Below are 14,146 nucleotides of genomic sequence, written 5' to 3'. Positions count from 1 at the left end.
CCATGTCCATTGATCCCATGGTCGAAGAATTTTTCGCGGAAGTAAACGACAAATACTATCCGCAGGTGATTGAAGGCCTGGAAATGCTCGAATCGGGCGACATGTCCCAGGCTCTGGAAATTCTCGCGCGCCCCATTCACACCATCAAAGGCGTTACCGGCTTCATGGCCGGATTCGAACCCGCTTCCACCTTCACCCACAAAGTTGAGGATTTTCTCAAGGCGCTTCAAGCCGGGGACATCCCCTCCAGTGAAAAGAATCTGGGCCTGGCAGGCCGAGGGGTCACCGCCATTTTTCAGGTTTTGGAACAAATTCAGACCGATGGGGAGCTGAACCAATCCGAAGCCGACGAAATTCTCCAGTTGCTCTCCAGTGCCACGGCCGGGGAAAAAGAAACGCTGACGCCCATGGCCGACTGCATTTCCCTTGTCAGGCTCGATGGCTTCCAGGTCGTGCGCATCACCTGTCCTCGGCTGCACCTGGAAGAACACCGGGCGGCCCTGGATGAACAGTTGCGCGAGATAGCGGACGGCGACGAAGCCGTGCTTGATGTTACGGACGTTCGGACCATCGGCTCTTCGGTCTGGCATGACATGACGGCACACGCGGCGCGATTGCAGCTCACCGTGGTGGGCATGCGCGGTTCCTGCCGATCCACGTTCCACTCCTGGGGATTTGACCGCTACTTCGACAGTTGTCCCAATTTGGAAATGTACCAGGAACGCCGGGCCGAGGCGGAGTCAAAATGATCAACAGCATCCGTAATTGCATTGAAGGATTCGAGCGGGAAATCCTGACCATGGAGCAGGCCAAGGGGCAGGGCATCAGGGACGTGCTCAACACCATGGGGTTAAGCCATGTAAAACTGCCCTCCTCGCAGGTCATCGCGCTCATGGATATGCTTACCGACGGCATCACTCCGGTAAGCCCGGACATCGTCACAGCCATGCTGACCATTTGTGAAGGGTACAAGAAACTGCTCTTTGCCATGGCTGGTCTTTTGGAAGAAGGCGTCATGAACGCCCCCGCCCCGGTGGACACGCCGCCCAGACAGGAAACAGCCCCGCAGGAGCCGGATAGGGATGATTCCCCCCCCTCCGATGCCTCCGAAGACGACAAACAGGCTTCGGCCTCCTCCGGAACCAAAGCCCCTACGCCGCCCAACGACGAATCCGAACACGCCCAGCAGCAAACGAACCAGGCCATCAAGGCCTCGAGTATTTCCTCCATCCGTGTGGATACGGAACGGCTGGACAACATCATCGAGCTGGTAGGCAAACTCATGGTCACCTACGCGGTCATTTCCCAGGCGGGCGGTGCCGGCACCCAGCAGGCCGCAAGCAGTCTGCGCGAGCTGGACCTGATCATCACCAACCTGCAGACCGAGGTCAACGCGGTACGCTTGGTGCCGCTCAAACAGATTTTCGTCCCCATGCACCGCCTCGTGAACAGCTTGGCGCAAAAGATGGGGAAAAAACTCAGCTTCGATATTCAGGGGGACTCCCTGGCGCTGGACAAGACCATTGTGGAAAGCCTCAACGAACCTCTGGTCCACCTGCTGCGAAATGCCGTGGACCACGGGCTGGAAATGCCCGAAGAGCGAAAAGCCGCAGGCAAACCTGCCGCCGGTTCCGTCCGCCTTTCCGCCTCGCGGCGGGGGGAAAACGCCTACATCGAAATCAAGGACGACGGCCACGGCCTGGACCCGGATCGCATTCTGACCAAAGCCGTGGAAAAGGGCATCGTGGAACCGGATGCGGAGCTGGAAGAACGTGATATCTTCCGCCTGATTCTGGAATCGGGATTCAGCACCGCCGCCGAAGTCACGGACGTATCCGGGCGCGGCGTGGGCATGGATGCGGTCATCAACGTAATCCGCAACACCCTGGACGGTGAAATCGACATCCACAGCACTCCGGGCCATGGATCAACCTTTACCCTGGAAATTCCGCTCTCCCGATCCGCCAACGAAGGCATCGTGGAGGCGCTGGTCTGTCGCCTCGGCCAGGATCAGTTCATCATTCCGAGCCAGGACGTCGTGGAAATCTACGTTCCCCGACCGCAAGAAGTGGTGGACCTGCCGGACGGACGGCAAACCGTGGACGTGCGAGGCCATGTCCACACCCTGCTCCGCCTGGGTGATTATCTTGACATCGAAACGGATATCAGTGACATGAGCCGGGCACAGGCCGTGGTTGTTCGCGTGGGCGAACTACGGACCGCCATTCTCGTGGACGAAGTGTTGCGTCAGCAGCAGGTGGTCATCACCAAGTTCACCCTGCCCGTGGGCGAAATCTTTTCCCTGCCCATCCTCGGGTACGGCATGATGGGCGAATCCGATGCTCTGGTCGTGGATGTGGAAGCCCTGGTCCGTTCCTTTTGCGCGGAAGAGCCTACCGCCTGACCAGACACCGGAGAAATCCGGCCATCCCCGACGGCCCTTTGGAATGTCGCCCCCCCTGTCCAGCCTTGACCGACAGCGGTAGGTCAAAGCCACCGCCGCCGCGCTGCGTTTACGACCGCGCAGGTACGGTCCGTGGAACCGGTCCCGCTCAACCTCAGACTCTGGGAGCTGTCCCGCATGAACTACGCCATCCTCCTCGCCGCCTACGGTTCGCGCAAGCCCGAGGCCCAAGATGCCGTCGCACACCTCCAGACCATGGTGCGTGAAAAATATCCCGATGTTCCCTGCCATGTGGCCTACACCTCCCAGCATGTCCGCGAGAAACTGGCCGCCAAGGGCGAACCGGCTCCCAGCCCTGCCCAATGCTTGGACATGCTGGCAGAGCAAGGCATCCGCGATGTGGCCGCCCAATCCTTGCACATCATCCCTGGCCGGGAATTTCACGATCTGCTCGCCCTGGCCAATGAACGCAGTGTTCACAGCGAAGACTTTCACCGCATTGAAGTGGGGTTTCCCCTGCTTGCCGGAGAACACGGCGTCGTCCGTGTTGCCGAGGCCTTGCTGAACATCGCCCGGGAGCACACCCCCAAAAACGCCGCAACCCTGTTCATGGGACACGGCAGTCGGCACGCCGGCAGTGAATACTACACCGCCTTGAACGATCAGGTTCAATTGCGTGATCCATTGGTTTTCGTCGCTCCCATCGACGGACCGGAAATCTCGGGCATCCGCGACACCCTGACCAGCAAGCAGGTGACCAACGCCACGCTGTTGCCCCTGCTCTTCGGCGCGGGCTGGCACGCCAACCGCGACCTGGCCGGGGATCGGCCGGAATCCTGGGAAAGCCTGCTCCAGGCTGCTGGGGTGGAATGTAACGTCGTGCTCAAAGGAGCCGCCGAGCATCCGCAACTTTCCAACATCTGGTTGCGTCATCTGGACGATGCGGTGCAGCGACTGCTCCACCACTGATTATCTCCTCCCGGCGCAGCGGTTTTGCCAATCTCCGTTTACACGCCCTTGCCCACGCGCTACAGAAGGAACAAATCCTGTGGACCGCGCAACACTCCGACCTCTCACCGCCAAGGAACCCCATGGACGCCATCAGCATCCGCCTGCCGGACGGCACCATACGCACAGCCCGGCCTTCCCAGGGGCAGACCCTGGCCCAGGCCATCTTTCTCCTGGGCTTGTGGAACGACACCCCGCTCTGCTCCGGACTGGGCAAGTGCGGCCTGTGCCGGGTGCGTTTTCTTGCGGATGCGCCACCCCCGCGACGCGAAGAAAAGCAGCGGTTGGGGAAAAAAGACGTGGACAACGGCTGGCGGCTGGCTTGCCTGCATCCCGCGGCGCCCGCACGCATCGAGCTACCGCCATCTCCCCGTGGCGCAGCCCCACGCATGCAGGGGCAACCGCGACCTAACGTCCCGATCCGTCTGGCCGTTGATTTCGGCACCACCAGCCTGCACTGGTCCGCACTGCAAAACGGTGAGGAAACCGCATCCGGATCCGAACTCAATGCCCAGATCGGTCTCGGCGGCGAAATCATGGCCCGCTTGGCCTTCACCCAGACCCCTGACGGCGGACGGGAACTGCGGGAACTGGCGCTCGGGCAGCTGAAACATTTGGCCGCGCTTCTGAATACCCCGCTGGAAGAACTTTGCGTGGCCGCAAACCCTGCCATGCTGGCCCTGCTGCTGGGCCGCGACCCTTCCGGGCTGATGGCCGCCCCGTACCGCTCCCCGCTTTCCGGAGGAATGTGGGAAGAATTGGATCCTGCCCTGCCCCCCGCCTATATCCCACCGGTATACGCCCCATTCGTGGGGGCCGACCTTTCCGCCGGGCTGGCCGCCCTGGTCCTCGCTCCCAATGCCCAACCCGACTATCCGTTCCTGCTGGCCGACCTGGGTACCAACGGTGAATTCATCCTCGCCCTTTCCCCCAGGGAGGCGCTCTGTGCCAGCGTTCCCATGGGACCAGCCCTTGAAGGGGTCGGACTTCGCCACGGCCGCACCGCCGGTCCGGGTGCGGTCACCGGCTTTACACTCACGCCACGAGGCGTAACGCCAACGTATTTCGAATCCCGCAGACAAGGCATTCCAGGCATCACCGGCACAGGACACCTTTCCCTGGCCGCCCTGCTCCGACGCAACGGACTGCTCACGACCGAAGGCCTGTTCACGCCCCAGGCCGATCCGGCAGCTCCACCGTTGCAACACATTCTGCGAAAAAGCCTGGACACCCTCCAGGGGGAACCCGTATTCCAACTCCCGGACGGCCTTCACCTGCCCGGTTCGGACATTGAGGAAATGCTCAAAGTCAAGGCCGCCTTCAACCTGGCCTTTTCCCGCCTGCTCAAGGAGGCCGGGCTACAATCAAGCCGACTCAAGGCAATTCATCTGGCGGGCGCCATGGGCGAACATGTGGCGCCGGGCGACTTGGAAACCCTGGGATTCGTCCCCACCGGGGCGGCTGAAAAAATCCGCTCCCAGGGCAACACATCGTTGCGCGGGGCGCGGCTCCTGCTCCAGTCCCCGGAAACTCGTTCCGCGCTGGAAGCCCTGCCCCACCCCACACTGGTGGATCTGGCCGCTGATCCCGAACTTGGACAACAATTCATGCAAAGGATGGTTTTCGACCATGTCCGTTGAGCATCTTTCCACCCTTTTTCCGACACCGGACCAGCAAGCCGCGTCCCTGCTCGATGTCTTCGCCCGTCTGCTGAACAAGACCCATCCCCTGCGCGGCAAACATCGGGACTCCTTAATATACGGCATTCGCGATCTTTCCCGCATGCTCACGGACGAACGAGCCGATATGAGCAAGGACTACATGGGCCATCCGGCCACACGAGCGGCCTATCTCCGCTATTTTCTCCCCTGGAACCTGTACAGGCTGGTCCGGCTGTTTCAGGGACTGCGCGGCGCAGGACAAGGTCTGGACCCCGCCCAGGGAAGCACCGTGGCGGACCTTGGCGCAGGACCGCTCACCGTCCCCCTGGCCATGTGGATCGCGCTCCCGGAGCTGCGGGAACGAAAGCTACGCTTTGTCTGCATCGACCGCACCCCCGGCATCATGCGCGACGGCTTGGCTCTGCTCACGGCCATGGCTCAGGACAAACTGGCCTGGCACCTGGACCTGGTCAAAGGTCCGCTGCACACCAATGTACGCGGCCGGGCCGACCTGCTCGTGGCCGCCAATACCTTGAACGAGCTGACATGGGGACCGGGCGGCAATATGCCTGCCCAGGCGGAAAATGCCGTAAACATGCTGCGTAAAAATATGAAGGAATCTGGACGACTGCTGATCGTGGAGCCGGGAACCCGGCGCTCGGGCACCATTCTCCACCATCTGCGTTCGGAGTGTCTGAACCAGGGCATGGCCCCACTGGCCCCCTGCCCGCATGTGGAAGACTGCCCCATGCCGGGCACGGGCAATGCCCCCTGGTGCCATTTTCGTCTGCCTGCGGACTCGGCCCCAGAATGGCTGCACAACCTTTCCCGCCGCGCCCGGCTGCCCAAAAGCGACACCAGCCTCAGCTTTCTCCTGTTCACTCGTGAATCCGCCGCCCACGAACACTTGGTGCGGGCCATTTCCGGCACATTCCCGTTGGAAAATGGGGCAGGGCAATACGCCTGCTCGGAACGCGGATTGGTTCTTCTTCAGGCCGCACAGCAAAGCCGTTGCGGGTGGCCCGGCGATCTGCTGCGCCCCACCTGGCCGAACGAACCGCAGCGGGATGAAAAATCCGGTGCATTGATTCTTCCCGTGCAATTCTCGGGGTCCGCTACGCCCCCTCCCCGGGGCAACAAGGCAAAAGACGGGAATAAAGCGCGTTCCTCTTCCGGTTCTCCAGACCGGACACAAAAGAAAGGCGGTCCCGGCCAACGATCCGGGAACAGCAAGCCGGACTCTCGCCCCGGTTCCGGGGAACAATACCGGAAAAAAGGCCACGGCGGATCACGCCCGTCAGCGCGCAACAGCGAGCATCCCGGGAAAAAAAGAAAGAGCTGATCATCCCGGCAATATACCCAAAACGCCCGACATCACGATGCCGGGCGTTTTGTTTGCCATGCGCACAAATAGGGACCGTTTCAGGGCCAGCATCAATCCTGCTGCCAATCCTTGATATTCAATTCAATTTTGGGAACTCCGCTATAGCGGTCGATTTTGGGCGTAAACGCAAACCGCATGGTATGACCGCGCAGATCGTGGACAAATTGATCGGCCATACGCCATGCCTTGGCCGGAAGCACAGCCCGGCTCGTGGTGTCCGCCAGGGTCAACCGCAAATGCTTTTTGCCGAAAACCCGGTGCTCACGCACCTGCACCGGCGGGGTGGCGAATACCGGCTCGGGGTTGCCCATACCGAACGGCTGAAGCAACTCCAGATTCTTAAGCAGATTAAAATCCACACCCGCAAGGGGAATCTCACTGTCCACCCGAAGCGTGGGCGTCAAGGGATCCGGTCCCACCTGCTCAACCACGGCCTCGTGAAAACGTTCCCGAAGCGTTTCCAGCTGATCCGGGTCCATGGACAACCCGGCGGCCTGACGGTGCCCGCCGTAACCAGCCAACAAGTCCGCACATCGGGTCAGCCCCTGATGCAGATCAAATTCGGAAATACTCCGGCCCGATCCCTTGAGCAACGCATCTTCCTGGCAAAGCAGCAAGGTAGGGCAATAATGCCGTTCCACCACTCGGGAAGCCACGATACCGATCACGCCGGGATGCCAATGGGGCGCCATGAGCACCAGTCCCCGACGATGAGGATGGCGTTCCCTTTGCTCCCGAGCCTGATCCAAGGCCTCGGCCAGAATCCTTTCCTCCTCGGCACGACGTTCCGCGTTCATACCATCCAGCTTTTCCGCCAAAGGACGGGCCGTGGCCACGTCCGGCGCAAGCAACAAGGCCAAGGCGGTTTCCGGATCACCCAGCCGACCGGCCGCATTGATGCGCGGGGCCAGCCCAAACCCGATCTGTCCGGCACCAAGCTCCGCAAAACGGTCATACCCGCTCACTTCCTTGAGAGCCGCAATACCGGGCCGCCGGGCTTCCTTGATCAAAAGCAATCCATTCTTGACCAACACACGGTTTTGCCCACGCAGCGGCACCACGTCCGCCACAGTCCCCAGGGCCACGAAATCCAACAATGGACGAATGTCCACGGTATCGGGCAACAATTTGTTCAAAGCGGCCATGAGCATGAAGGCCACGCCCACACCGGCCAGATCCGCGCACGGGCAATCCGCGCCTTCTTCGGCCAGACGAGGATCGCACACCGCATGGGCCGGGGGCAGCGTCTCCCCGGGCAAATGATGGTCGGATACCACCACGGTCATGCCCAGTTCCCTGGCCCGGGCAATGGCCGCATGATCGGTTATGCCGCAATCCACAGTCAGCAGCAGCCGGATACCGCGTTGGGCCAGGTCTTCCACGCCGGAAACATTCAGGCCGTAGCCATGCTCCAGCCGATTGGGCAAAACATGGGTTACGTCCACACCGTGAGCCTGCATGAACGTCCGCACCAAGGCCGTGGAGGTAACGCCGTCCACGTCATAATCCCCCCAAACCGCAAAAGGCCGCCCCTGGGCCAAGCCTTCCGCCAGGATGCGTGCGGCCTCGTCCAGACCGGGAATGCTCCCGGGCGCGGCCAAATGCCGCAATCCCGGACTCAGGAAACGATCCATGTCCGCAAGGGAGGAAAGCCCCCGGCTGGCCAGAATCTCTACAATCAATGGGGAAACGCCCAACTCCGCAGCCCAATGCTCCGCGGAAGCCGGGGTTTCGCTCTGGTCACGAAACTTCCAGATATGTGGCAAGATAACTCCAGATCAGGTCAGCAGATGGACCACGCGATCAATGGACTCTTCGGACAGCAGCTCCCCAGCCTGGGAGAGAATCTCCTGCGGATCCAGACCAAAGCGTTCGCAGGTCTTGGTGATGTGCTCTTCAGCCTCGGGATCCGTGGCCACGCCGTCAAAGATGCGGTGGGCAATGGCATCGGCCATGCCGATCATGGCGGCGTCGCCGCTGAACACCCCGGCCAAACGCGGTGAGTGATGCCAGTTCACGGGTTCAAACAATTCCGCCGGGAAATCCCAGGACTTGAGCACCAAGGAACCGATGACGCCGTGATCCAGCCCCCAATGCTCTTCTTCGGCCTTATAAAAAGGCATCTCCTTTTCCCGGGCCAGCGCCAAAATGGCCGTCCAATCGTCACGACGATAAAGGGCTGTGATGAGCTTGCCTAAATCGTGCAGCAGTCCGGCCGTAAAGAGATTATCCGTGCTGGTGGTTCCGGCTCGCCGTCCCAATTCCTTGGCAATGGACGCCACACAGAACTGATGCTTCCAATAGTCCAGCAGGTCGAACTCTTTGGGCAGCGGGAATTTTCGCGTCAAGGCGCGCACACCAAAGGCCACCACGATATTGCGGATCTCAGCCATACCGAGCATGGATGCGGCGCGCTGCACCGTGCTCACGCGGGCCTGCAACCCGTAAAACGCGGAGTTGGCCACGGCCAGGATCTTGGCGGTGAGTCCCTGGTCCTTGGAGATGGTCTGTCCCACCTCATCCAGGGACGCCAGGGAATTTTCCCCTGTCTGGGCAAAAAGCTTATGCATCAGCCCGGGGGAAAACGGCAAATCATGCCGAATATCGGGCAGCTCCACCAAAAACCGCTGGGCGTGCTCACTGTGCATCAGAACTGTACCCCCCCATCCACATCAACTGTTGCGCCGGATGCCTTGCCCTGGCCGGAGGCGATCCCGTCAGGATTGTCGTTCAACGTTTCCGTACCGTCTTCGGCCACGGTAAGGTAGCCGTGTTTTTTCAAATACTCAAGGAACTTGGTCGCCTCTTCCATATCGGGCTGCAACTCCAGGGCGCGTTTGAGATATTCCACACAACGCTCCAGTTCGCCCATTTCAAAGAAAACCCTCGCCATGTTGTGCATCAGGTTCTCGTCGCGGGTCTCCAACTGCTCGGCCCGGCGATAATATTCCAAGGCCTGATCCAGCATCTTATTCTTGCGCAGATTTATGCCGAAATCATTGAAAAGGTGCTTATGCTCCTGTGAAAAGGCAGCATCCAGGTTCACAAGCCGCTCAAAGATATCATTGGCCTTGACCGCGTCGCCACGATCCAAATAGGTCAGACCAAGACCAAAGTTGGCCCGCACGTTCTCCTCATCCACATTGGTGGCTTCCTTGAACTCCAGTTCAGCGGAATACGCACGCCCGGCTTCACGATGATCCTCGCCGCGCTGAATGGTCTTTTCCAGTTCCTGCATCTTCGGATACACGGTCTGGACATAAAATTCCGGCTCGGGATTAAACTTGGCGATAATTTCGTCAACGGGTACATCCCGCTTGGGACCGGAAGGAACATAATTTTTATTCAGCGGCTGAACCTGCACCACGCCTTTTTGGGCTTCCTCACAGTACCAATAGGTCTTTTGAATGGATTTGCGCTGCGTGGTTCCCGTGCCGACCTTTTCCACGGTCTGTGTGGAAAAGACCCCCTTGATCCTGTCGCGCCCAAGACCTTCCACCTTGTCGCGATCAGTTGGCTGCTCCGGAGAGCGGGACTCATGTTCGCTCATTTGACTCCTCGTCGTTCCTCCATGGCCCGGTTCATTTCATTCTGTATGGCCTGAGCCGCCAGTGCGGGATGCTCCGATCCGGTGATCGGCCGGCCCACCACAAGATAATCCGATCCGGCCCGCACCGCCTCCGCAGGCGTAACCACGCGCCGCTGGTCCCCATGCGCCGCACCGTCGGGACGAATGCCCGGGGTGAGGCAGAGCAGCTCCCCTGCCGTGGCGGCCTTGATGTTCGCGACTTCCAGTCCGGAACAGACCACACCATTGAGATAGTACGCTTTGGCCTTTACTGCAAGACGAAGCGCCATTTCCGGTGCTGAAATTCCCTGTGCATCCACGGGGAAATCCGCCTCGGTCATACTGGTGAGCAAGGTGACGCCGAAGAGAAGCATGTCACCGGCGGACTCGTCCCGACCGAGCACGGCTGCCTCGGCCATGCGCTCCCCGCCGAGCACATGGATGTTGCACATGTCCGCGCCGCAATACCCCGCACTCCGCACTGCGCCGCGCACGGTATTGGGGATGTCGAAAAACTTGAGGTCCAGAAAAACCTTAAATCCCATTTTTTTCAGGTCGGACACCACGTCCGGTCCCTGAGCCGAAAACAGCTCCAAGCCCACCTTGACCCAGGGGACAACACCGCACAGCGGGCGGGCCAATTCCAGGGCCGCTTCACGATCCGGCGCGTCAAGCGCCACCACCAGCAGGCTCATGCATCCTCCCCTGCGAACGTATCCAACACCTCGCGCAACAGGCCCGGTTGTTGCCCAGGACGGCTGCACCCGGCCAAATAAACAGCCCGCAACTCGTCATAGGCGCGGTCCAGATCACGGTTCACGATCCAGTGATCAAATTGCGGTGCGGCTTCCATTTCGCGCACCGCATTGGCGAGCCGACGCGCCATGGCCTCTTCGGAATCGGTTCCCCGTCCGCGCAGGCGCTTTTGCAGCTCGTCCCGCGACGGCGGAAAGAGAAACACGTACCGCCCGTCCGGAAAGCTTTCGCGCAGCTGCATAGCCCCTTGCACGTCGATGTCAAAAAGCACGTCCCCGCCCCGGTCCACTATTTCCCGCACGGGCGCCAGTGGGGTTCCGTAATAGTTGCCGTGCACCTCGGCCCACTCCGCGAACTCGCCACGCTCCCGGCGTTCCAGGAACTGCTCCTTGGTCAAAAAATAGTAATCCACCCCGTCCCGTTCCTGTCCACGCGGTTCCCTGGTGGTGCAGGAAATGGAAAAGGAAAAACTCGGAAAGTCCCGGACCAGGCGCTGAACCAAGGTGCTTTTCCCCGTGCCGGACGGGGCGCAGAGAACCAATACGACGCCCTGTCTCCTGCTGGACGCAGCGGTCCGTTCCTCCTTCCCTGCGGCGGTATGCCCTCCGCTTGTTGGTTGCTCACTCATTGCCTGCTTCCTCTGCGGTGAATCGTTGACTGATGGTATCGGCCTGAATAGCGGAAAGGATCACATGGTTCGAATCCGTAACCACAATGGACCGCGTTTTGCGTCCCTGGGTGGCGTCAATGAGCCGCCCCTCCTGTCGTGCGTCCTCCCGCAGGCGACGCATGGGCGATGATGTCGGCGTCAGAATGCTGATCACGCGGCTGGAAACCACATAGTTTCCGAACCCGATGTTCAACAATCTCGGTTTGGGCGCTCTTTGCTGCATGAAAATTCAACCTACTCGATGTTTTGCACCTGTTCACGGCATTTTTCCAGTTCTGCCTTAAAATCAACGGTCATGCGGCTGACCTCGCTGTCCTGCGCCTTGTTGCCGCACGTATTGATCTCGCGAAACGTCTCCTGGACCAAAAAGTCCATGCGTTTGCCCACATCACCGTCACGGCCGAGCACTTCGTCCATGCGGCGCAAATGCTCCGCAAGCCGGGTCAATTCTTCGGATACGTCCAAACGGTCCGTGAGGATCACGGTTTCCTGCAGCATGCGATCCTCGTTGAAACTGGCCTCCGCAGCCTCCAACATCTCCCGCACCCGCTTGAGCAGCGCCTCGCGCTTATCCGCCAGCACCACGGGAACACGCGCAGCTATGCCTTCGGCGAGGGATTGCAACGTGGTCAACCGTTCCCGAAGGTCCACCACCATGGCCTCACCCTCGGCCCGGCGGCTGCGCTGCCAGTCGTCCACGCAGGCGGCAAGACCGCGCCCCACCTGCTCCACCAGGGCGGGATCCGGTTCAGCGCTGTTTTCACGCCACAGGGATTGAATACTCAAAAAACGATTAAAATCGGGAGCAAAGGTTTCGCCATACCCCTCGGCCAGCGTCTGCACCTGCTCGATCATGGCCCGGGCCTGGGCCGTGTTCAGGCGCATGCCCAACAATTCCGGCGAAGCCACCTCCAGGTTCAGCATGGCTTCGACACGGCCACGGGAACCCACGGAGCGCAGTGTTTTTTCCCACTCCTGCTCCATGCAGCGCATGGCCGGCGGCAACCGCCATTTCACGTCCAAAAAACGTCCATTCACACTGCGAAGTTCCCAGACGAATCGGAATCCTTCCCCATCGCCTTCACTACGGCCGTATCCGGTCATGCTTACGGGCATATCCACTCCTCGACGCCTTGGGGCGTCCATCGTTTCATTCTAAACAGCAACTTTTAATAGATCGAAATATAATATAAAAAAACAAATCCTATGTCGGTCGGACCAGCACGATGTTCCGCTCCAGCCCCACGGGACGGCCGGCAACCAGACGACGAGTCCGCTCCGCGCCACCCTCGTCGCAGGCTTCGCCCTGCACACGACAAGACGCATAATACTGGCAGACCCCGTGGCCCTGATCATCCTGCACAAGAACGTCGACCCGATCCAGCAGACAAATCCGCTCCAGAAATTCGGCACGCTTGCGTTCCGCCAATTCACGCAGCAGCGCGGCCCGTTCCTTTTTCTCCGACGAGGGTACCTTGTCCTCCATAGAAGCGGCCGCGGTTCCGGGACGCGGGGAGTATGGAAAAACGTGAGCGTAGGTCAGCGGCAGCCGCTCACAAAAAGCCAGCGTATTTTCGAATTGCTCCCTCGTCTCCCCTGGAAACCCGGTAAGCAAATCCGCCCCAAGGCCAAAGAGCGGCCAGTACTGCTTTAAACGCTGCAAAAACGCTTCGGCCTGTTCGGGACGGTAGTGGCCCCGCCCCATGCGGCGCAACACCTCGGGATCGCCCGCCTGCAACGAAAGGTGCAAATGCGGGGCAATGAGCCGTGATCCGCCCAAAACGTCCAAAGCCTTCTCGCCAAGCTGCCCTGGCTCCACCGAGGAGAGGCGCAATCTGGCCCGGCCTGCAAACCGCTCCAGACGTTGCTCCAATAGTTGCAGCAAATCCCAGAAGTCCGGAGTCCGGCCGGACGAATCCGGAGGCAAATCCCGCCCGAATTGGCGCAAATTCACGCCGCTGAGGATCAACTCCTGAAACCCGCGCTCCAGCAGGGCTTCGGCCTCGTCCAAAATCCACTCCACGGGCCGACTTCGCGAAGGTCCGCGTGTGAGCGGCACAATGCAATACGTGCAGCCATGAGAACAGCCATCCTGTACCATGACCACCGGTCTGGCACGTGGATAGTCCGTCACGGAAAAACGATCCGTATGCGGCCGAAGCAATTCAGCCTTGCGCTCCTGAGGTACCACCCGGGCCACCCCGGGCAGCTCCGACAACTCCTTGGCCATGACCTGGGCGGCGCAGCCGGTGATCACAATGCGGGCCTCCGGGTTCTCCCGATGCAGCCGTCGGACGGCCTTCCGCAAATCCGCCACGGCCTTGGCTGTGACGGCGCAGGAGTTCACCAGTACGGCGTCCGCCTCCCCGGGTGTTTCGGCCCGGCTCCAGCCTTCCGCCTCCCATGCCTCCACAATGGCCTGGGTTTCGTACTGATTGATCTTGCAGCCCAGCGTGGTCGTATATAACCGGCCCTCCCCACACTGCGACAAGGGAACGTCTTCACCGGCACAGTTGAAATCAATATCCAATGATCGCTTCATATTATATTGTCCAAATTCGTATCATTCCGATCTGCCGCCCGCAGTCCGACCGGCCACCGGCCCAGTCTTCCGCCGGGCGCTTCCCGATCAGGATTTGCTTTGTATTCCATGCATGATAGCATAGGGTCGGCTTTTTGGTAACCCTGCATTCTG

Annotated in this window: 13 protein-coding genes; 5 read left to right on the top strand and 8 right to left on the bottom strand. The window is 60.4% G+C overall.

The genetic code is table 11. The features are described from left to right. The first annotated feature begins 2 nt into the window (after window positions 1-2). The 5 genes from B5D49_RS03495 to B5D49_RS03475 all read left to right on the top strand — a co-directional run bounded on the left by B5D49_RS03495 (window position 3) and on the right by B5D49_RS03475 (window position 6,415). Window positions 3-749, top strand: a complete 747-nt coding sequence (locus B5D49_RS03495; RefSeq protein WP_078716264.1) for an Hpt domain-containing protein — start codon at window positions 3-5, stop codon at window positions 747-749. Further along, window positions 746-2,404, top strand: coding sequence for a chemotaxis protein CheA (locus B5D49_RS03490; RefSeq protein ID WP_078716263.1), 1,659 nt, complete (start codon window positions 746-748; stop codon window positions 2,402-2,404). The genes B5D49_RS03495 and B5D49_RS03490 overlap by 4 nt, the downstream gene beginning before the upstream one ends. A 177-nt stretch (window positions 2,405-2,581) precedes the next feature. After that, window positions 2,582-3,373 carry a sirohydrochlorin cobaltochelatase gene (locus tag B5D49_RS03485; RefSeq protein WP_144019106.1) on the top strand — a complete coding sequence of 264 codons (792 nt, stop codon included), beginning with the start codon at window positions 2,582-2,584 and terminating at the stop codon, window positions 3,371-3,373. Window positions 3,374-3,495: 122 nt separating this feature from the next. Next, window positions 3,496-5,052 (top strand): ASKHA domain-containing protein, encoded by a 1,557-nt coding sequence (locus tag B5D49_RS03480; protein ID WP_078716261.1) that lies wholly within the window; start codon window positions 3,496-3,498, stop codon window positions 5,050-5,052. Continuing rightward, entirely contained in the window at window positions 5,042-6,415 is a 1,374-nt protein-coding gene (locus B5D49_RS03475; RefSeq protein WP_078716260.1) for a small ribosomal subunit Rsm22 family protein, read from the top strand. Before B5D49_RS03480 ends, B5D49_RS03475 begins: the two co-directional genes overlap by 11 nt. Before the next feature lie 92 nt (window positions 6,416-6,507). Here B5D49_RS03475 and recJ read toward each other — a convergent pair whose 3' ends face one another. The 8 genes from recJ to B5D49_RS03435 form a co-directional block, all read right to left on the bottom strand. Next, window positions 6,508-8,223, bottom strand: coding sequence for a single-stranded-DNA-specific exonuclease RecJ (recJ, locus tag B5D49_RS03470; protein ID WP_078716259.1), 1,716 nt, complete (start codon window positions 8,221-8,223; stop codon window positions 6,508-6,510). 12 nt (window positions 8,224-8,235) lie between these two features. Next, window positions 8,236-9,105, bottom strand: a complete 870-nt coding sequence (locus B5D49_RS03465) for an HDOD domain-containing protein (RefSeq protein WP_078716258.1) — start codon at window positions 9,103-9,105, stop codon at window positions 8,236-8,238. Further along, a complete protein-coding gene (locus B5D49_RS03460) occupies window positions 9,105-10,007 on the bottom strand; it encodes a tetratricopeptide repeat protein (RefSeq protein ID WP_078716257.1) in 903 nt (300 codons plus the stop codon). Before B5D49_RS03460 ends, B5D49_RS03465 begins: the two co-directional genes overlap by 1 nt. Further along, window positions 10,004-10,720 (bottom strand): orotidine-5'-phosphate decarboxylase, encoded by a 717-nt coding sequence (gene pyrF, locus B5D49_RS03455; RefSeq protein WP_078716256.1) that lies wholly within the window; start codon window positions 10,718-10,720, stop codon window positions 10,004-10,006. The genes B5D49_RS03460 and pyrF overlap by 4 nt, the downstream gene beginning before the upstream one ends. Next, window positions 10,717-11,409 (bottom strand): guanylate kinase, encoded by a 693-nt coding sequence (gmk, locus tag B5D49_RS03450; RefSeq protein WP_078716255.1) that lies wholly within the window; start codon window positions 11,407-11,409, stop codon window positions 10,717-10,719. Before gmk ends, pyrF begins: the two co-directional genes overlap by 4 nt. After that, window positions 11,402-11,674 (bottom strand): DUF370 domain-containing protein, encoded by a 273-nt coding sequence (locus B5D49_RS03445; RefSeq protein ID WP_078716254.1) that lies wholly within the window; start codon window positions 11,672-11,674, stop codon window positions 11,402-11,404. The genes gmk and B5D49_RS03445 overlap by 8 nt, the downstream gene beginning before the upstream one ends. Before the next feature lie 11 nt (window positions 11,675-11,685). Next, window positions 11,686-12,567: a YicC/YloC family endoribonuclease gene (locus B5D49_RS03440; protein ID WP_078716253.1), complete on the bottom strand. Its 882-nt coding sequence runs from the start codon at window positions 12,565-12,567 to the stop codon at window positions 11,686-11,688. A gap of 88 nt (window positions 12,568-12,655) precedes the next feature. Beyond that, window positions 12,656-13,993, bottom strand: a complete 1,338-nt coding sequence (locus B5D49_RS03435) for a MiaB/RimO family radical SAM methylthiotransferase (RefSeq protein WP_078716252.1) — start codon at window positions 13,991-13,993, stop codon at window positions 12,656-12,658. Window positions 13,994-14,146: the final 153 nt, after the last annotated feature.

Source organism: Paucidesulfovibrio gracilis DSM 16080 (genome assembly GCF_900167125.1).
Classification (GTDB): domain Bacteria; phylum Desulfobacterota; class Desulfovibrionia; order Desulfovibrionales; family Desulfovibrionaceae; genus Paucidesulfovibrio; species Paucidesulfovibrio gracilis.
This window is presented reverse-complemented; position numbering and strand designations above follow the sequence as displayed.

Bases quoted from the DNA above. Each gene is read 5' to 3' on its own strand.
- B5D49_RS03490 (WP_078716263.1), top strand. From the start codon at position 746: ATGATCAACAGCATCCGTAATTGCATTGAAGGATTCGAGCGGGAAATC.
- B5D49_RS03480 (WP_078716261.1), top strand. From the start codon at position 3,496: ATGGACGCCATCAGCATCCGCCTGCCGGACGGCACCATACGCACAGCC.
- pyrF (WP_078716256.1), bottom strand. From the start codon at position 10,720: ATGAGCCTGCTGGTGGTGGCGCTTGACGCGCCGGATCGTGAAGCGGCC.
- B5D49_RS03485 (WP_144019106.1), top strand. From the start codon at position 2,582: ATGAACTACGCCATCCTCCTCGCCGCCTACGGTTCGCGCAAGCCCGAG.
- B5D49_RS03475 (WP_078716260.1), top strand. From the start codon at position 5,042: ATGTCCGTTGAGCATCTTTCCACCCTTTTTCCGACACCGGACCAGCAA.
- B5D49_RS03495 (WP_078716264.1), top strand. From the start codon at position 3: ATGTCCATTGATCCCATGGTCGAAGAATTTTTCGCGGAAGTAAACGAC.
- B5D49_RS03465 (WP_078716258.1), bottom strand. From the start codon at position 9,105: ATGCACAGTGAGCACGCCCAGCGGTTTTTGGTGGAGCTGCCCGATATT.
- B5D49_RS03445 (WP_078716254.1), bottom strand. From the start codon at position 11,674: ATGCAGCAAAGAGCGCCCAAACCGAGATTGTTGAACATCGGGTTCGGA.
- B5D49_RS03435 (WP_078716252.1), bottom strand. From the start codon at position 13,993: ATGAAGCGATCATTGGATATTGATTTCAACTGTGCCGGTGAAGACGTT.
- B5D49_RS03460 (WP_078716257.1), bottom strand. From the start codon at position 10,007: ATGAGCGAACATGAGTCCCGCTCTCCGGAGCAGCCAACTGATCGCGAC.
- B5D49_RS03440 (WP_078716253.1), bottom strand. From the start codon at position 12,567: ATGCCCGTAAGCATGACCGGATACGGCCGTAGTGAAGGCGATGGGGAA.
- gmk (WP_078716255.1), bottom strand. From the start codon at position 11,409: ATGAGTGAGCAACCAACAAGCGGAGGGCATACCGCCGCAGGGAAGGAG.